Below are 18,875 nucleotides of genomic sequence, written 5' to 3' on the forward strand. Positions count from 1 at the left end.
CTAGTATCTCCCTTGACGTGAACCAGTTGAACGAGACTGTGTGTTCGAAGTGTCTTGCTGAGCACGTTCAGACTCTAATTGAATGTGATCGTACGTTGAAGTCGACTTCGATTTACGTTTAGTGTCTGTTTGGCCTTCTTGACCAGCCAACTTATCAATTGGAAGGTATAGAAGGTTACCGCTTGATTCAGAGTCAATCAGCACTTTCGATGTGCTGGAGTACACTTCTTCCATCGCATCTAGGTACAGACGATCACGAGTTACACCTGGTGCAGCTTGGTATTCAGGCAGTAGTTTTTCAAACTGAGCCACTTGACCAAGAGCTTCGTTGGTTACACGTTCGTTGTAACCTTGTGCTTCTTTCTTCAAACGCTCTGCACGACCAGTTGCTTTAGGCAAGATTTCGTTCTTGTATGCTTCCGCTTCACGGATGAAACGCTCTTCATCCTCACGCGCTGCGATTGCATCATCAAACGCATCTTTAACTTGCTCTGGCGGACGCGCAGACTGGAAGTTCACATCAACAATCACGATACCCATATCGTAGCTATCGATAATTTGGTTTAGTGTCTCTTGAGTACTTTGACGGATTTGCTGACGACCACTTGTTAGGATGCTATCCATTAGTGAGTCACCAATTACTGCACGTAGTGCAGAATCTGTTGCTTGACGCAAGCTATCGTCTGCATTAGTTACGCGGTACAGGTATTTGTATGGGTCAGCAACACGGTATTGAACGTCCATCGCTACCGTTACTACGTTTTCATCTTTAGTCAGCATTAGACCAGATGCACGTAACGAACGAATCGCTTGCACGTTAACCGCTTCGTATTCATCAATAAACCGAGGACGCCAGTTCAGACCTGGGTCTACGATACGGTCGTATTTACCTAAACGCAGCACAACACCACGCTCTGCTTCACCGATGGTGTAAAAACCAGCGAAGAACCACACCGCAATCGCAATAACTGCAATCACGCCGAAGCCAATTGCACCACCGCCACCGCCGATAGAAGAACCACCGCCGCCTTTTTTACCAAACTTACCACCCAGCTTTTGACTCAGTTTGCTGAACACTTCATCTAAATCTGGCGGACCTTGATCTCGGCCACCAGGACGCTGGCCACCACGATTATTATTACCCCAAGGGTCATTATCGCGGCCATTGTTGCCGTTGTTATTTCCAGGCTCATTCCACGCCATTAGAAAGCTCCATCATTTGATATGACGTTATACTGTAGCAGTCCTTTAAGTGACTATAAAGTCGACTAAAACTGCCCCTTCTCTTTTTTCAAGTCTAGACCAATCTACCTGTTGCATTCGAATATCGATCAACAAGTTACCTTCCTGGTCATATTCCTCACGTTGAATACACTTCATTTGGAAGAATGTACTACGGAATCGTCCTTGATACTGTGGAGGAATTCGCAACTGATGCTCAACCATTTGCGACGCCAAACGTTCTGTCAGCGCATCAAACAGGAGATCAATGCCCAATCCGTCCATCGCAGAGACCCAGACCGCACGAGGTATACCTTCCTCATCACGTTCTATACGTGGTTTCTGCTCTTCTAGATTATCAATCTTGTTCATTACTACGAGCGTCGGCACTTCATGTGCGTCGATCTCTTCTAAAACTTCATGAACAGCTTGAATATTCTCACGAAAACGCTCATCACTGGCATCAACAACATGTAACAAAATGTCAGCTTCTTGCGTTTCTTGCAAGGTTGCTTTGAAGGCAGCAACCAAATCGTGAGGTAGATGTCGGATAAAACCAACGGTATCTGCAAGTATTGCAGGCCCTACATCTGCTAACTCTATCTTACGTAAGGTAGGATCAAGAGTAGCAAACAGTTGATCTGCGGCATAAACGCCAGCTTCTGTTATACGGTTGAAGAGTGTCGACTTACCCGCGTTGGTGTAACCCACAAGAGAAATCGTTGGGATTTCTGCTCGGTTTCGGGCACGGCGCCCTTGCTCACGCTGCTTCGCTACTTTTTCAAGTCGGCGAAGGATGGCTTTGATTCTGTCACGCAATAATCGACGGTCAGTTTCTAACTGAGTTTCACCCGGCCCACGTAGACCGATACCGCCTTTCTGCCTTTCAAGGTGCGTCCAACCACGAATCAAACGAGTAGAAATATGACGAAGCTGGGCTAGCTCTACTTGCAGCTTACCTTCGTGTGTTCGTGCTCGTTGGGCAAAAATATCGAGGATGAGACCAGTGCGGTCGAGGACTCGACATTTGCACAGTGCTTCGAGGTTACGTTCTTGGGCAGGAGAGAGGGAGTGATTAAAAATCACAATTTCAGCACCCGTTAATTGCACCGTAGTAGCAATTTCTTGTGCCTTGCCCTCTCCGACATAGTATTTCGGGTGTGGGGATTGACGACTACCAGTTACAACTTGTAGCGCCTCAACCCCAGCGGAAGAAACCAGCATTTCGAATTCAGCCAGATCTTCCCATTCACCTTCTTGCGTGAAGTTGATATGAACAAGTACGGCTCGCTCACCGGATTCATAACGGTCAAACAAGCAATCAACTCCTTATTTTAACAATACTAAATGAAGAATTAATCTTCAGATTTCTCTTGTGGACGGTCACCCTGAGGACGATCACCACTGTGGTGGCTCACTGGACGAGCCGGAACAACTGTAGAGATTGCGTGCTTGTACACCATTTGATTTACAGTGTTTTTCAATAGAATCACGAACTGATCGAATGATTCGATCTGACCTTGTAGTTTGATACCGTTCACAAGGTAGATAGATACCGGGATACGCTCACGACGTAGCGCATTTAGGAATGGGTCTTGTAGAGATTGCCCCTTAGCCATTTTATTTTCCTTATTTAATTTGTAGTTGTAATTATTTAGCTAGCGGTGCAATGCAAAAGGTACTGCTTTTTGCATCTGAGCTAAACGAATCAAAATGCACCCTAAGTAATTAGCAGCATAGTATAAAAACTGCCAATAACAGATCCTTTGAGAGTGCGATCACGCAAAAACGATCACATTATACACAGCTATCTCAATCAGATGCTATTGCTTCTGACATGGTTTCGAGTGCTTGTTCAATGTTGTCGCTATCCAACCAAGTTAAATCATTCCAGCTGCGTAACCAGGTGATTTGACGCTTGGCCAATTGACGAGTTGCACAGACGCCACGAAATATCGCTTCGTCACGAGAGCACTCCCCGTCTAAATACTCCCACATCTGTCTGTAACCAACACAACGTATTGATGGAAGATCAGGATGAAGATCGTCACGCGCATACAGCGCTTTCATCTCATCTTCAAAACCTGCCTCCATCATCTTCTCGAAGCGTAGTTCAATTCGACGGTGAAGTTCTGCCCTGTCCTTGGGAGCTATTGCAAACTGTTTGACTCGGTAAGGCAAGCTATCACCTTTTGTTTGAGTCAACTCAGTAAGAGTTTTACCTGAAATGCGGAATACTTCCAACGCCCTCGATAAGCGTTGAGGATCGTTTGGATGAATTCTCGCAGCTGATACAGGATCAATCTCTTTCAGCTCATCGTGCAACACCGACCAACCTTTAGTCAATGCCTCTTGCTCAATTTGCTGACGAATTTCAGGATTTGCAGCAGGAAGAGGTGATAAGCCTTCAAGTAAGGCTTTGTAATACAGCATGGTGCCGCCGACTAACAGCGGAATTTTTCCTTCTGCAACAATGTCATCCATTGCCTGCAATGCATCACGACGAAAGTCTGCCGCAGAGTATGCTTCACTGGGATCAAGAATATCGATAAGACGATGCGGCGCTAGGCTTAGCTCACGATCATCTGGCTTTGCAGTACCGATGTTCATGTCTTTGTAGATCAACGCTGAGTCCACGCTGATGATCTCAACCGGATATTTCTGGCGCAGGCGAATCGCTAGCTCTGTTTTACCTGATGCTGTTGGCCCCATCAAAAAGAGGGCCAAAGGTAGTTTGTCTGTCATGGTCTTAATTTGGCAATCGTGGCAGAGAAATCAACAGCAGACACAAATTTCGTGTCTTCTAATGGCAATTGACCATGTCTTAGCTGTTCAAGTTCCGCAATAATTTGAATGGCTTCGGATAGAGTATAGTGGCTCTTAACAGTCGTGACCTGCAAAGCAAGCCAATCTATCAGCTCTGATAGCAGCTCAACCGTTGCCACCTCTCCTCTCACGCGAGTTTGCGCGTAAGATAACAGATCTGGTATCAAATTTTGTAAGTTTTGTTGACGCAGTGGTGATGGCACACCCATGACCATCAAAGCTTTGTCATTTCGAGCTTTCAATTGAATGCCCAACTGCGCAAAGTCTTGCTGATAATCGCGCGCAAGCTCAACTAATTCCGGCTCCAACTTAACGGATAATGGAACTAACAGTGGCTGAGCTTTTAACGCTCCATCGCTTGGTGTGAGCTGACCTTTGGTTCGATAAAATTCAGCTCTTGGCAGCGCAACCAAAGCCACACCGCTGTCGCTGCTCATCAAGACAAACTGTTCGTCCACAACAGCCAGCGCTTTACTTAGTGCCGTAACAGGCGGTAAAGCAACTTCTGCCGATGTGCTGACTGGCGCTTTTGGGGACTCTGTTTGAGGCTCAAAATCAGGCGTCTGAAGCAACTCATGATAAGCACGTACTTCTTGTTTACTTGGTGCAGGCTCGGCATGACGTTGTTCTTTACTTGAAGTTGGTTTAGGCGCTGGTTTTGACTCAATCCAATCTGTTCGCTTGAAAGAATCCGCCGCTCGCGCTTCTCGTATAGAAGCGTCACTTGATTCCCTATCGCGAGGTTTCGCTTCATAGTCTGAACGCCCTGGATAGGCAGGTGTGTTATCAATTGCTTGATACACTCGCTCAGGTACAGGTGAACCCGTTTGCTCTGGTTTACTTACTGGCTCGGGCGAACTTGCTGCTTCAAGCGCAGACGTCATCGTCTCAAACGGTTCTATCGGCTCGGCAGGATCTGCATGGTGGAACGCGGACTCGTTGACGTGCGGTTTATCAATCACTGAGCTTTGCGCAAGGGCATCCGCCAGTGCTTGATAAATAAAATCGTGCACTAAACGTGCTTGATGGAAGCGCACTTCATGCTTCGCAGGGTGCACGTTAACATCCACTTGGTGCGGATCAAGCTCAATAAACAATACATACGCAGCGAATTGATCCGGCTTTAAACTCGTTTCATAGCTTTGACGGATAGCGTGATTGATCAACTTGTCACGCATCATGCGACCATTCACGTAGCAGTATTGTAAGTCACTCTGCTGCCTCGCCCCTTCCGGAGTGGTGATCCAGCCATGAAGCTTAAGTCCTTGATGCTCAAGCTCGATGCGAAGCATATTGCGCACAAACGCATTACCGCATACCGCAGCGATGCGCTTTTCAGTTTGAAGCTGATTCTTTGCCGCACGATATTGGCGGATCATTTTGCCGTTATAGCGAACATTGATAGTGACATCAAAGCGGCTTAAAGCGATACGCTTAAGCAATTCATCAATGTGAGCAAATTCGGTTTTCTCGGTGCGGAGGAATTTGCGGCGCGCAGGCGTATTAAAGAACAGATCTAAGACTTCAACCGAGGTACCAATTGGGTGTGCAGTCGGTTGCAGCTTAACCTTCATGTCTCGCCCTTCCGAGTAGGCGCTCCACGCTTGTTCTTGTGCCGCTGGACGAGATGTCATGGTCAGGCGCGATACCGAACTGATACTCGCTAGCGCCTCCCCACGGAAACCCAAACTCATGATAGCTTCAAGATCGTCCAATGTGTGGATCTTAGAGGTGGCATGACGACTCAACGCGAGACCTAACTCATCTTTCACAATCCCCTTGCCGTTATCGCGCACGCGAATCAGCTTGGCGCCCCCTTTCTCAATATCAATATCAATTCGAGTGGCGCCAGAGTCGAGACTGTTTTCTACCAGTTCTTTCACGACAGAGGCGGGTCTTTCCACCACTTCCCCTGCCGCGATTTGGTTTGCCAGACGAGCGGGCAAGATCTTAATGGTCATGATGAGTTATAAGCTCACTTATTTGTTTGGAATGATCAGCACTTGTCCGACGGCAAGTTCATCAGAACGCAGGTTATTCGCTTTGCGGATGCTGGATACACTCACGCCGTATTTCGACGCAATCTTACCTAGGTATTCACCACGAGCAACTTTGTGCTTCCGGATTGGTTTGTCTTTTACCGCAACGGTGATCTTCAGTTTCTGACCAACCCACAAGGTATCTGACTTGAGATTGTTCTGCCTACGAATATCTGCAATCTTCACTTTGTAGTGACTTGCGATCTTACCGAGAAACTCCCCTGATTTAACGGTGTGGGTGATCGTCTTTGTTTCAACGGTATTTGGCTTATTCGGAATAGCAATCGAAGCCGCTCCCATACCCGGGATTTTTAGTTTTTGTCCAACAGCCAAGCTACTAGACTTGAGCTTATTCTCACTCATGATCGCTTTCGTCGACGTGCCGTATTTCTGCGCAATTACAGAAAGTGACTCACCACGTTTCACGGTATGAACGGTCGGCTTAGCTGAAGATGAGAAAACCGTCCCTTCTGGTGGGTTGTCTTTCAAGTACTTCACTACGGCTTTAGTAATCGCTCGCGCCAGCTTATCTTGATGAGAACGTTGGAATAGCAACTTCTCTTCAGTCGGGTTAGAGATAAAACCAGTCTCAACCAATACTGATGGGATCTGTGGTGAACGTAATACCGCAAGGCTGGTATTAATTGGTTTTGAGTTATGTAGACGAGCAACTTTGCCCATCTCGCCCAAAATCTCAGTCGCTAACTTATAGCCCTCCTTTTGAGAGTGACTGAACTGAAGATCCAATAAGGTTTGGTTCACATTGCGATCACTGGAGTTACTAACAAAAGCCGTACCTGAACCACCAAGCAACTCTGATTGTTTCTCATGATTTTCCACCCAGCGAGAAATCTCAGTGTTCGCGCGGCGAGTGTTCAACACAAATACCGAGCCACCGCGTGGTTTAGGTGAGGTAAATGCGTCAGCGTGAATGGAGATCAACAGATGAGCGTCATTCTCACGAGCAATTGCAACACGACGGTTTAAGTTGACGAAGTAGTCGCCGGTACGAGTCATACGTGTTTTGATACCAGGAACGGCATTCAATTGGTCTGAAATCTTACGAGCAATGCTCAATACCGCGTCTTTTTCATACTTACGACGCGATGGACCTATCGAGCCAGGATCTTCACCACCGTGACCTGGGTCTATTGCAATAAGGATTTCTTGTGCACGATGCACGGTACTCATATCTTTGCTCGGTGACGCTGGCTTACTTGGTTTTGAAGCACTCGTGGCCGTCAACTTGTTCGAGCCATGTGACAAATCAATAACTAAGCGATGGCCGTATTGCCCCCCAGGTGTAGGCTTGAGTTTGAATAACTCAGCTTTGACACTTTTCTTTAACTCAAAAACTAGACGGTAAGTGTCTTTATTTGGCGGGCTACTTTTACGGACACGTTTTAATACTGGACTGTCCGTGACAGTAACCGGCAACTTCGCTTGCATTGAGGTGTTTTTGAGATCCACCACTAAGCGATCTGGCCCAGAGAGAGAGAAATAAGAATAGGTAGCTTCCGCGCTTAAATCGATGACGACTCGAGTCTCATCAGGAGAAGGCCAAACTCGGAAACTTTTAACGACGTTAGCAAAGGCTAAATTAGGGATGATAAGGAGAAAAGTGGCGACTAACATCGCCACTGCTCTAAATTTTGAAAGACTCAACATAGCTCCAATTGACTGAGTAGTTGCTCACCATATTCATTGTTTGCGGTTAGCTCCGCGATACGTTGCTCACTCTGATAACGAATGTTCATATCAAGATCTGGCTTAGGTAGCAACCCGTGTCCTTTTTCAGGCCATTCAACTAAACAAATTGCATCATCAGTGAAATAGTCTCGAATCCCCATGAATTCCAGTTCTTCAGGATCAGCAAGACGATAAAGATCAAAATGGTAAACTTGCCACTTATCCAACTGATAAGGCTCGACCAACGTGTATGTCGGGCTTTTTACATTACCTTGATGGCCAAGAGCACGGACAAAACCACGGCTAAATGTTGTTTTACCCGCACCTAAATCACCGTGCAAATAAATGGTGGTTTGTTGAGAACAAAGCTGAGCCAATGCGGTTCCAAGTGCTACCGTTTCATGCTCATCTTTAAGATTAAATTGTTTCGTGCTCATTGATGCTTCTCTAACTAATGATCGTTGACTATATAAAAATCAAAAGAACAGGAATAGTAAACTGTGTTGGTTTTGAGAGACAAGCTCTCAAATGTCATATATGCGAAAAAACAGCCAAAAAGACAAAACCTAATTAACTGATTCTATTGAATGCATAAGCAAAATTTCTCATGCCTAAATCAACTTTTGATAACTTTGTTTCAAAATTCATTCTCGCTCCTGGCTACTCGACTTTCTGGTAGCACCATTGAATAAGATCCGGTAAGATCCGCCCCCCCCTTTATCTTGGTGGTAAACATGAACTACGAACAACTCGCACAACAAATAAAAATTTGGGGTAAAGAGCTTGGCTTTCAGAAAGTCGGTATCTGCGATGTTGATCTTAGTGAACATGAAGCTGCCCTGCAAAAATGGCTCGATGCTGGCTATCACGGCTCAATGGACTGGATGGCTCGTCATGGCATGATGCGCGCTAGACCAGATGAGCTGTTGCCGGGGACTGTGCGTGTCATCAGTGTCCGTATGGACTACCTTCCACCAGAAGCGAGGTTTGCCTCTAATTTGGCAAACACAAACCATGCTTACATCAGCCGCTACGCACTAGGGCGTGATTACCATAAATTGGTGAGAAAACAGCTTAATAAGCTTGGCAAACTTATTGAACAAGAAGTTGGGCAATTTGGCTATCGACCTTTCGTCGATTCCGCCCCAATCCTTGAGCGTCCATTGGCACAGAAAGCAGGATTAGGCTGGACTGGTAAACACTCACTCATTTTGGATAAAGACTGTGGGTCATGGTTTTTCCTTGGTGAACTACTTATCGACTTGCCATTGCCAGTTGATGAACCGAGCGTTGACCAATGCAACAAATGTAAGGCATGCATCACCTCATGCCCAACACAGGCAATCGTTGATGAGAAAATTGTGGATGCTCGGCGTTGCATCTCTTATCTCACCATTGAGTTTGATGGCGTGATCCCTGAAGAGTTCCGCAAACCAATGGGAAATCGTATCTATGGGTGTGATGACTGCCAGTTAGTTTGTCCTTGGAACCGATATGCCGAAATCACCGAACAAGAAGACTTCCACCGACGTGAGAGCTTTGAAGAGCCAGATCTTGTGACCATGTTTAATTGGGATGAATCAACATTCCTCAAACAGATGGAGGGTTCTGCGATTCGTCGCATTGGGCATCTGCAATGGTTGCGCAATATTTCTGTCGCACTTGGTAATGCAGAATACAGCCAACTAATAATAGAGGCTTTAGAAGCTCGCCAAGGTGAAAACAAATTACTGGATGAGCATATCGAATGGGCTCTAGAACAGCAATTTAACCAAATTCCTGCCAATCAATCAGATTCTATCGATACAAAGAAGAAGCGTTTAATCAGAGTTGTAGAGAAAGGTCTTCCACGAGACGCTTAACGCGTAGCTCATATGCAAGAGATTGAAAACATTTTTTGCATCAGCAAATCATGATTTTGTTCTCAAATTCTGAAATGTGGAAAAAAAGATTTAAGTCTTGTGAAATTGAGCTATTAAAAAAAGTTAAACACAGCTTAAAGAAATGACTAGGATCAAAAAAACACAAAGTAATGATCCAGAATTAACGCATCCGATCCGCAATAAAACTACTTTTACCTATAAATAACAGCAACTTAGCCATTTTAGATAAAGTTATATCACCGTCGAATTTAGAAAAGATCTTTCTTTACAACCTTTAAACCCCAAACAGAAAACACTTTATCAACCAACTTATCCACAGAACAAGATATGTGGATAACTCTGTTAATTAAAGATATAAAAGTGCCTTGAGCATCAGGATATTCATTGGACGGCCGACTTTTATCATGTTTAAAACACAAACAAAATCGTCCGACATCATTTGATGCGGATTAAGGTTTTGTTTTTTAGGGATTGATGCTTCTCAGCATTATGAAAAGAGCGATGAGACTGGTTGTAACACTTCAAATAATGAAAGTTACATCCATCGATGGTTTAAAACTACTAAAACTATCGCTTGGAAATTGGTTGCGGGGGCCGGATTTGAACCGACGACCTTCGGGTTATGAGCCCGACGAGCTACCAAGCTGCTCCACCCCGCGTCCATGTATTATCGATTAATACGATAATAGAAACTGGAGCGACACACGAGGTTCGAACTCGTGACCTCAACCTTGGCAAGGTTGCGCTCTACCAACTGAGCTAGTGTCGCAATGTCACTGTTAAGCACAATGAGGGCTATCAAATTGGAGCGACACACGAGGTTCGAACTCGTGACCTCAACCTTGGCAAGGTTGCGCTCTACCAACTGAGCTAGTGTCGCATGTCACTGTTAAGCACAATGAGGGCTATCAAACTGGAGCGACACACGAGGTTCGAACTCGTGACCTCAACCTTGGCAAGGTTGCGCTCTACCAACTGAGCTAGTGTCGCAATGTCATTGTTAAGCACAATGAAGGCTATCCCCACTTTTCTAAAAGAAAGTGGAGCGACACACGAGGTTCGAACTCGTGACCTCAACCTTGGCAAGGTTGCGCTCTACCAACTGAGCTAGTGTCGCATTGGTTGCGGGAGCCGGATTTGAACCGACGACCTTCGGGTTATGAGCCCGACGAGCTACCAAGCTGCTCCATCCCGCGTCCGTATTTCATTGTTAAGCACAATGAGAGCTATCAAATTGGAGCGACACACGAGGTTCGAACTCGTGACCTCAACCTTGGCAAGGTTGCGCTCTACCAACTGAGCTAGTGTCGCATCTCTCAACGGCCTGAATATTATCAAAAATAATCTTCAAACTGTTTTATAGATTTGGTTGCGGGGGCCGGATTTGAACCGACGACCTTCGGGTTATGAGCCCGACGAGCTACCAAGCTGCTCCACCCCGCGTCCGTAGTTCACCATTTAAGGCATGATGAGAACCTTTTTTCCACTTAAGAAAAGTGGAGCGACACACGAGGTTCGAACTCGTGACCTCAACCTTGGCAAGGTTGCGCTCTACCAACTGAGCTAGTGTCGCATCAACAACGTTTCCGTCGTTCAGGGCTGCGAATTATAAGAGCATTTTTTTGTGATGCAAGTCCTTCGTTCAAAAAAACTTTATTTTTTTACTAACAGATGAAAAAGCAAGCAAAACGCTCATTAATTACAACAATTTGGATCGCAGCCTTAACAGTTAGATCTTAAAGATCGTTTCGCGGTAGTACTTTAGCTCGGCAATCGACTCACGGATATCATCCAATGCCAGATGCGTACCCTGCTTCGAAAAACCGTCTAACACTTCTGGTTTCCAGCGGCGAGTCAGTTCTTTTAGTGTACTAACGTCCAAATAGCGGTAATGGAAGTATTCTTCCAGCTCTGGCATGTGCTTGTACAAGAAACGACGATCCTGACCAATGCTATTACCACAAATTGGAGAAACACCCTTTGGCACCCATTCCTCAAGAAACTTGATGGTCTGCGCAACGGCATCTTGTTCAGAGACATCACTATTACGAACGCGTTCAACCAAACCACTTGCAGTGTGCGTATTGGTGCACCAATCATCCATCTTCGCCAGTTCTTCTTCAGGCTGATGTACTGCTAGAACTGGGCCTTCAGCTAAAATATTTAACTCGCTATCCGTGACGATAGAGGCAATTTCGATGATTTTGTGCGTTTCAGGATCGAGGCCTGTCATCTCTAAATCCACCCAAATCAGGTTTTGATCGCTAAAGGACATGGTTACGCCGCCTATTTGTTTATCGATAAAAGAGGTACTATACCTGAAAATACTTGAAACACGATACTCACGAGTTTGAGCCGAAAGCGTGCTCAATCAACTGAGTTAACTCACATTAAGTACAAGATTGTGGCAAAAAAGAAAAAGTTAACCAAAGGTCAGGTGCGCCGCGTACGCAGCAACCAACAAAAACGCCTAAAGAAGCAAGAAGAGTCCATCCAATGGGATGAAACCATGCTAGGCGCAAGTAAACAGGGTCTCGTCATCACTCGTTTCGGTCAGCACGCTGACATCGAAGATCTAGAAACAGGTGAGGTGCAGCGCTGTAACCTTCGTCGTGGTATCGAATCACTGGTATCCGGCGATCGCGTACTTTGGCGCGAAGGACTTGAATCAATGGCAGGTATTTCTGGCGTGGTTGAAGCCGTAGAACCTCGCACATCGATGCTAACTCGTCCTGACTACTACGATGGCTTGAAACCTGTCGCCGCTAACATCGACCAAATGGTGATCGTGTCTTCGGTTTTGCCTGAGCTTTCGCTCAACATCATTGACCGCTACTTGGTCGCATCAGAAACACTGAACATCGCACCGCTATTAGTACTCAACAAGATCGACCTACTTTCAGATGAAGATCGTGCAATGTACGAAGAGTGGCTAGAAGAATACAAACGTATTGGCTACAAAGTCCTGTTTGTGAGCAAGCAGTCAGGTGAAGGTATTGCCGAACTTGAAGAACAACTGCGTGATCGTATCAATATCTTCGTTGGTCAATCTGGCGTAGGTAAATCGAGCCTAGTAAACGCACTGATGCCAGAACTTGAGCAAGAAGTGGAAGAAGGCGAGATCTCTGAGAACTCTGGTTTGGGTCAGCATACAACTACAGCAGCTCGCTTGTACCACATCCCAACTGGTGGCGATCTGATTGACTCTCCAGGGGTACGTGAATTTGGTTTGTGGCACTTAGAAGCAGAAGAAGTGACCAAGGCGTTCGTTGAATTCCGCCCTTATCTTGGCGGTTGTAAGTTCCGCGACTGCAAACACCACGACGATCCAGGTTGTATCTTGCGTGAGGCCGTCGAAAAAGGCGAAGTGAGTGAAGTACGCTTTGAAAACTACCATCGCATCTTAGAAAGCATGAGTGAAAACAAGGCTAACCGTCAGTATTCACGCAGCAAGAAAGCAGATCTGTAGCTGAGTTGAGACTGCAACTGTGTAAGAAATCATCACCTAATACTGACAAGCAGATTAAATTTCAGTAACATCACGCGCCCTAAAGCGAGAATCTAACAGAAGTATCGGAATTAAAGATGGACAAGATTAAAGTTGGACTGCAGTACTGGATCCCACAACACGGGCTGACCCGCCTAGTGGGTAAACTGGCTTCAGCTAAGGCTGGCGGTCTAACAACAGCAATCATTCGCTGGTTTATCAAACAGTACAATGTGAACATGGATGAGGCGAAGCACTCCGATCCTAAGCACTTCAAAACCTTCAACGAATTCTTTGTGCGAGAGCTAAAAGAAGGCGCTCGTCCAATTGCAGAAGGCGAAGCAGTAATCACTCACCCTGCGGACGCATGCGTAAGCCAATTTGGCCCGATTGAAGATGGTCAGCTTATCCAAGCGAAAGGCCACAACTTCTCAGCACAAGAGCTACTAGGCGGCGATGCAAAACTGGCAGAAGAGTTCCAAGACGGCTCTTTCGCTACCTTGTACCTATCGCCTCGTGACTACCACCGTGTACACATGCCATGTAACGGCACGCTACGTCAGATGATTTACGTACCTGGTGACCTATTCTCAGTGAACCCGCTAACGGCAGAGAACGTTCCTAACCTATTCGCACGTAACGAGCGCGTAGTGTGCATCTTCGATACCGAGTTTGGTCCAATGGCACAAGTGCTGGTTGGCGCAACCATCGTTGGTAGTATCGAGCAAGTGTGGGCTGGAACCATCACACCACCACGTGGTAGTTCAGTCTACAAGTGGGATTACCCTGCAGAAGGTGACAAAGCGGTTATCTTGAAGAAAGGCGAAGAGATGGGCCGCTTCAAGCTTGGCTCAACCGTTATCAACCTGTTTGCTAAAGATGCTATCGCATTCGATGAAAGCATGGAAAATGGTAAGCCAACCGTAATGGGCACACCTTACGCTCATCAGCAGTAAGCTTATTGCGAAAACTGATTTTAAAGCCTCCGCTCGCGGGGGCTTTTTATTGACCAAAAGCAAAATTCTGTTCAAAACTTAATCTCTATTTTTCAAACTCATACCTGCCTCTAAGACCCTTAAAGAACGATCCATTACCCTACTGATAGGGATGATTGTTGAAAGGGGCGACTAATGCCAAAGATGAATATGAATACGCTAGTAAAGCTACTGGTGTGTTTTTTAGTACCACTCGGCATTTTGATGATGCCTATAGATGCGATACCTATTGATGACCTCACTTTAATTCAGCATCGTCTACTGGCAATTTTCCTTCTTGCGGCACTGCTTTGGGTTTTAGAGCCTGTTCCCGTATTTGCCACTTCGATTCTTATCATAGCTCTTGAATTGATCATGATATCGGACAAAGGCTTACATCTATTTCGTAACCCACCGCCGGGACACGATTTAGGTGAACTGATCGCGTATACAGACATCTTCTCTGCCTTTTCTTCTCCCATCATCATCCTTTTCATGGGCGGATTCGCACTCGCCATAGCGGCTTCCAAATACGAACTTGATAACAACCTTGCTCGTGTTTTGCTTAAACCATTTGGCACTCAACCCAAGTTCATCATGTTGGGGTTAATGCTGATCACTGCCGTGTTCTCAATGTTTATGTCAAACACTGCGACTACCGTTATGATGCTAGCGTTACTTGGCCCTATTGTGGCTTCTGCACCAAAAGGTGATTTGGGGATAAAAGCGCTGGTCCTATGCATTCCTATCGCCGCCAATACAGGCGGCATCGCAACACCGATTGGTACACCACCCAATGCAATAGCCTTGCAATATTTAACTGGAGAAAACGCCATTGATTTCCTTTCTTGGATGACAATGGGGTTACCTTTTGTATTGGTGCAACTCACCATCGCTTGGCTGCTACTGCAAAAGCTGTTTCCTTCCAGTGAACCAGAAATGAAGTTACGTCTGGACGGCACGTTTAAAAAGAGTTGGCGCGCTATTGTCGTGTATATCACGTTCGCAATGACCATCCTGTTATGGATGACAACCAAAGTGCACGGCATGAATACATATGTGGTCGCCATTATCCCACTCGCGGTGTTCACCTTAACGGGCATCATGGGCAAAGAAGAACTTAAGCTTATTAACTGGGATGTCTTGTGGTTGGTTGCCGGTGGTATCGCCATAGGTATTGCTTTAGACAAAACAGGCTTGGCAGAAGCGCTTGCCCATGCCATTGACTATGAAGCACTTTCACCATTTGCGGTAGTCGTATCTCTTTCTATCGTGTGCTGGTTAATGGCGAACTTTATGTCCAATACAGCCACAGCAAACTTGCTCATGCCAATTGCGGCTGCAATTGGGGTATCGATGCCAAGCTTAGCTTCTATTGGTGGGTTACAAGGACTGCTCGTTGTCGTCGCCTTCTCCGCATCTCTGGGGATGATTCTTCCTGTATCAACACCACCTAACTCATTGGCTTATTCGACAGGCTTAATCGAAAGCAAAGACATGGCGAAAGTTGGACTCATCATTGGCTTGATCGGTTTGCTTCTTGTTTATGGCGCCGTACTTGTTCTTACTTGATATCAATGGGGCAACGCTAAAGATGTAGCGTTGCCCGTCAGTATTGCGGATGACTAAATTTGGATACAACATCACAGCAATCATTAATGAAGTAACCCTCAATATAAAATACATTTACAATCAACCTGTTGAATAAACATTCCCCTATTTATCTTAAGTTTATCCAGATCGCGTCGATAAAGTAGTCGTAGCCTTTCAGTACTCATCTGTACCTGAATCGTCTTAAGCAACCTATTGTCACCACCGGTGATGTCGATCTTTTTGTCTATTGAGAAGGTAAGACAATGAGAAGTTCCATAAAACTTAAAATTCAGATTGCAATCGCAGTCATTATTGCCATTGTTAGTGGCGTTCAAGCTTGGGTCTCCGTAAATCAGTTGCGTGATGAAACCACCTCAACACTGAGCAGAGAGATGGAAAACATCTCAGCATCAACCAATCGATACATCAGTGATTGGTTAGCTATTCGTAGTGAAATGATGTTAGCAAATGAAGATGTCATTCTCGATTCGACAGACGCAGATAGAGAGATGCTGTTAACCAAGCGAGCTGGGCAATTTCTCTCGGTTTATGCCGGCTTTTCTGATGGTTCAATTGCTTACGGTGATAAAACTGAATCGTGGCCAGCTGATTACGACCCACGAACTCGCCCCTGGTATAAAGATGCAATGGCAAAGTCTGGCTTGATCATCACAGAACCTTATCAAGATTTTGACGGCAGCATCGTTGTCAGCTTTGCCAAAGCCTTCAACCAAGGCAAGCAAGGTGTGTTAGCTGCCGATCTCGCGGTGACAGATATCATCGATGAAGTCCTAAATATTCAATTGGATAATGATGGATTTGCCTTTTTAGTCGATGGAAAAAACAACATCGTTGCTTACCAAGACGCCAAGCTAAGCCAGAAACCTTTAACGACGCTCAACCCTGAACTGAGTGCCGCTAGCATGAATAAACTGAGTCAAGACGCTCAGTTAGCGACCATCTCTTGGCCAAACCAAGGGGAAAAGCTCATTTACGTCGCCAAAGTACCAAACACGGATTGGTCATTAGGTATCGTTGAAGATAAGCAAATGGCGTATGCCTCTGTTTCTGAGCAAGTGACGTTTACGGCTATCGCTTCTATCGTTCTTTACTTGATCATCGCAGCCATCAGCACCTACGTCATCACTCGCTTACTCAAGCCACTTCAAACTCTCTCTACGGCTTTAGAGGAACTTTCTCAAGGGGAAGGTGACCTGACTCAGCGCATCAAGATTGAACGTATGGATGAGATTGGAGAACTGGCGACACACGTAAACCAATTTCTTGCTCAGATGCAAACCATGCTCAAAGGCATTGTGGAAAATAGTGAGCAGCTTTCAGCTCAAGCAAACCAAGCAAATGAACTCTCTGCAATGGCTGCTGGTCGAGTTGAACACCAGCAAAATGACGTCAACCAGATTGCAACCGCCATTCATGAAATGTCAGCAACCGCAGCAGAGGTGGCAAGCCATGCAGAACTCACTGCAAGTGCTTCTCAGAACTCGGCATCTGCATGCCAAGATGGGCAGAACGTGATCCAGAAAAACCGTGAAGCCATTGTAGAACTAGCAGAACAAGTAAGTGATGCCGCCAGCGTGATTTCAGAACTCGAAGCAAACACACAGAGCATCAACCAAATTCTATCTACTATTCAAGGTATTGCTGAACAAACAAACTTACTGGCACTTAACGCTGCCATTGAAGCGGCACGTGCCGGTGAGCAAGGCCGTGGTTTTGCTGTGGTTGCTGATGAGGTACGCGTACTTAGCCAGCGCACCCATGGTTCAACGGAAGAAATCCGCACCATGATCGAGACGTTGCAAGGTAATACCAAGCTAGCAGTAAACAGTATGCAAACCAGCACCAGTTTGGCAGACACCAGTGTGGACTATGCCCAACAAGCACACGACAGCTTGACTAGCATTACTAACTCAATTACTGAGATCAACGACATGGCAATGCAAATCGCAAGCGCCGCTGAAGAGCAGCGCGCGGTGAGTGAAGACATCAGTCGCAACACGCAAGGCATTAAAGACGATGCAGATATGATTGCCGAGCAATCACTCAAGAGCAGCGAAGGCGCACGCCAGATGTTCGACACCGCCAATACCATGCGTGAGAACATCAGTCGCTTCAAAGTGTAAAGCCCCTCAAAAGCAGCTCAATGAGCTGCTTTTTTATTGCCACAAAGATACGCTTTTAGATCTTTATAGATTCGTGCATATTAAAGCCTCTCCCCTGCTCAACAAGGATGTCTCGCAATCATGGGTTATGAATGGCTGGCGTTATGCGCCGCTTTCCTATGGGCTGTTTCTAGCCTAATTTCTGTTGTTCCCGCTCAGCACCTCGGTGCGTTTGCTTATAGCCGTTGGCGTATGGGTTGTACCGCGGTGATCCTCTCAACGATGGCGTGTATAACGGGTGGCTGGCTCAGTGTCTCAACAGAACACGTAACACCGATGATGGCATCCGGTCTGATTGGTATTTTTATTGGCGATACAGCGCTGTTCGCTTGCTTGAACCGCATGGGACCACGCCAAGCAGGTTTACTGTTTTCTTGTCACGCCGTATTCTCCGCCCTCCTGGGTTACTTCCTATTTAGCGAAAGCATGACGGGGATAGAACTTATTGGTGCTGCCTTAGTGTTCAGCGGCGTAGTGATGGCAATTTTCTATGGCCGACGCGGGCAAGCCAGCAATGCACTGGAAACAATCAAGGGCAACGTTTGGATTGGTGTTGGACTGGGTTTAACTGCTGCAATCTGTCAGGCACTTGGCGGCATTATTGCCAAACCAGTAATGCAAACCAGTGTCGATCCGGTTGCCGCTTCTGCAATTCGTATGATCAGTGCTTTCGTCGCACACTGCATACTCTGGGTGATTGGCGTTAAAGTTGCACGTGCAACGCAAACCATCACCTGGAAAGTATTTGGCATCACCGCATTAAACGGCTTTTTAGCGATGGCAATTGGTATGACGTTGATTCTGTAGCGCTGCGTGAAGGTAATGTGGGTATGGTGGCTCTGCTTTCTTCAACAACGCCGATCATGTTGCTGCCACTACTGTGGGTTTACACTAAGAAACGCCCCAATCGCTTTGCTTGGCTAGGGGCTGCCTTAGCAGTTATAGGTACTGGAATCCTTATGCAGTAGTCGAGCTCAATA

13 protein-coding genes, 9 tRNA genes and 1 pseudogene are annotated in these 18,875 nt (G+C 46.1%); 6 read left to right on the forward strand and 17 right to left on the reverse strand.

From position 1 onward, the window contains the following. The 7 genes from hflK to tsaE form a co-directional block, all read right to left on the reverse strand. On the reverse strand, positions 1–1,203 hold the full coding sequence (hflK, locus tag B853_RS13875) for an FtsH protease activity modulator HflK (RefSeq protein ID WP_010444004.1): 1,203 nt from the start codon (positions 1,201–1,203) through the stop codon (positions 1–3). A 45-nt stretch (positions 1,204–1,248) separates the two neighbouring features. After that, positions 1,249–2,538 (reverse strand): ribosome rescue GTPase HflX, encoded by a 1,290-nt coding sequence (gene hflX / locus B853_RS13880; protein ID WP_010444006.1) that lies wholly within the window; start codon positions 2,536–2,538, stop codon positions 1,249–1,251. Positions 2,539–2,576: 38 nt separating this feature from the next. Continuing rightward, positions 2,577–2,840, reverse strand: a complete 264-nt coding sequence (gene hfq, locus B853_RS13885) for an RNA chaperone Hfq (protein ID WP_005438329.1) — start codon at positions 2,838–2,840, stop codon at positions 2,577–2,579. A 193-nt stretch (positions 2,841–3,033) separates the two neighbouring features. After that, positions 3,034–3,966, reverse strand: a complete 933-nt coding sequence (miaA, locus tag B853_RS13890; protein WP_010444012.1) for a tRNA (adenosine(37)-N6)-dimethylallyltransferase MiaA — start codon at positions 3,964–3,966, stop codon at positions 3,034–3,036. Then, on the reverse strand, positions 3,963–6,008 hold the full coding sequence (gene mutL / locus B853_RS13895; protein WP_038884082.1) for a DNA mismatch repair endonuclease MutL: 2,046 nt from the start codon (positions 6,006–6,008) through the stop codon (positions 3,963–3,965). Before mutL ends, miaA begins: the two co-directional genes overlap by 4 nt. Positions 6,009–6,026: 18 nt before the next feature. Beyond that, on the reverse strand, positions 6,027–7,754 hold the full coding sequence (locus B853_RS13900) for a LysM peptidoglycan-binding domain-containing protein (protein ID WP_038884083.1): 1,728 nt from the start codon (positions 7,752–7,754) through the stop codon (positions 6,027–6,029). Next, positions 7,748–8,212 carry a tRNA (adenosine(37)-N6)-threonylcarbamoyltransferase complex ATPase subunit type 1 TsaE gene (tsaE, locus tag B853_RS13905; protein ID WP_038884085.1) on the reverse strand — a complete coding sequence of 155 codons (465 nt, stop codon included), beginning with the start codon at positions 8,210–8,212 and terminating at the stop codon, positions 7,748–7,750. The genes B853_RS13900 and tsaE overlap by 7 nt, the downstream gene beginning before the upstream one ends. Positions 8,213–8,509: 297 nt before the next feature. Between tsaE and queG the strand changes: the two genes are divergently transcribed. Continuing rightward, positions 8,510–9,637 carry a tRNA epoxyqueuosine(34) reductase QueG gene (gene queG, locus B853_RS13910; RefSeq protein WP_038884087.1) on the forward strand — a complete coding sequence of 376 codons (1,128 nt, stop codon included), beginning with the start codon at positions 8,510–8,512 and terminating at the stop codon, positions 9,635–9,637. Between the two features lie 603 nt (positions 9,638–10,240). Here the strand turns inward: queG and B853_RS13915 are convergent. From B853_RS13915 to orn, 10 genes are all read right to left on the reverse strand, one after another. Continuing rightward, positions 10,241–10,317: transfer RNA gene (locus B853_RS13915), tRNA-Met, on the reverse strand. Between the two features lie 34 nt (positions 10,318–10,351). Beyond that, positions 10,352–10,427, reverse strand: a tRNA-Gly gene (locus B853_RS13920). Between the two features lie 35 nt (positions 10,428–10,462). Further along, positions 10,463–10,538, reverse strand: a tRNA-Gly gene (locus B853_RS13925). Between the two features lie 34 nt (positions 10,539–10,572). Beyond that, positions 10,573–10,648 (reverse strand) — tRNA-Gly (locus B853_RS13930). Positions 10,649–10,699: 51 nt separating this feature from the next. Beyond that, positions 10,700–10,775: transfer RNA gene (locus B853_RS13935), tRNA-Gly, on the reverse strand. A 2-nt stretch (positions 10,776–10,777) separates the two neighbouring features. Then, positions 10,778–10,854 (reverse strand) — tRNA-Met (locus B853_RS13940). 39 nt (positions 10,855–10,893) lie between these two features. Beyond that, positions 10,894–10,969 (reverse strand) — tRNA-Gly (locus B853_RS13945). A 55-nt stretch (positions 10,970–11,024) separates the two neighbouring features. Continuing rightward, positions 11,025–11,101 (reverse strand) — tRNA-Met (locus tag B853_RS13950). 54 nt (positions 11,102–11,155) lie between these two features. Further along, positions 11,156–11,231 (reverse strand) — tRNA-Gly (locus B853_RS13955). A 156-nt stretch (positions 11,232–11,387) separates the two neighbouring features. Continuing rightward, on the reverse strand, positions 11,388–11,933 hold the full coding sequence (gene orn / locus B853_RS13960) for an oligoribonuclease (protein ID WP_038884088.1): 546 nt from the start codon (positions 11,931–11,933) through the stop codon (positions 11,388–11,390). Between the two features lie 129 nt (positions 11,934–12,062). Between orn and rsgA the strand changes: the two genes are divergently transcribed. From rsgA to B853_RS13985, 5 genes and pseudogenes are all read left to right on the forward strand, one after another. Continuing rightward, entirely contained in the window at positions 12,063–13,127 is a 1,065-nt protein-coding gene (gene rsgA / locus B853_RS13965; protein WP_038884089.1) for a small ribosomal subunit biogenesis GTPase RsgA, read from the forward strand. 116 nt (positions 13,128–13,243) lie between these two features. Then, on the forward strand, positions 13,244–14,101 hold the full coding sequence (asd, locus tag B853_RS13970) for an archaetidylserine decarboxylase (RefSeq protein WP_038884090.1): 858 nt from the start codon (positions 13,244–13,246) through the stop codon (positions 14,099–14,101). Positions 14,102–14,275: 174 nt separating this feature from the next. Continuing rightward, entirely contained in the window at positions 14,276–15,691 is a 1,416-nt protein-coding gene (locus tag B853_RS13975; RefSeq protein WP_010444034.1) for an SLC13 family permease, read from the forward strand. Positions 15,692–15,975: 284 nt separating this feature from the next. Then, positions 15,976–17,856, forward strand: coding sequence for a methyl-accepting chemotaxis protein (locus tag B853_RS13980; RefSeq protein ID WP_038884091.1), 1,881 nt, complete (start codon positions 15,976–15,978; stop codon positions 17,854–17,856). 120 nt (positions 17,857–17,976) lie between these two features. Continuing rightward, positions 17,977–18,863 (forward strand): annotated as a pseudogene (locus tag B853_RS13985) (DMT family transporter). Positions 18,864–18,875: the final 12 nt, after the last annotated feature.

Source organism: Vibrio rotiferianus CAIM 577 = LMG 21460, assembly GCF_002741985.1.
GTDB lineage: Bacteria > Pseudomonadota > Gammaproteobacteria > Enterobacterales > Vibrionaceae > Vibrio > Vibrio rotiferianus.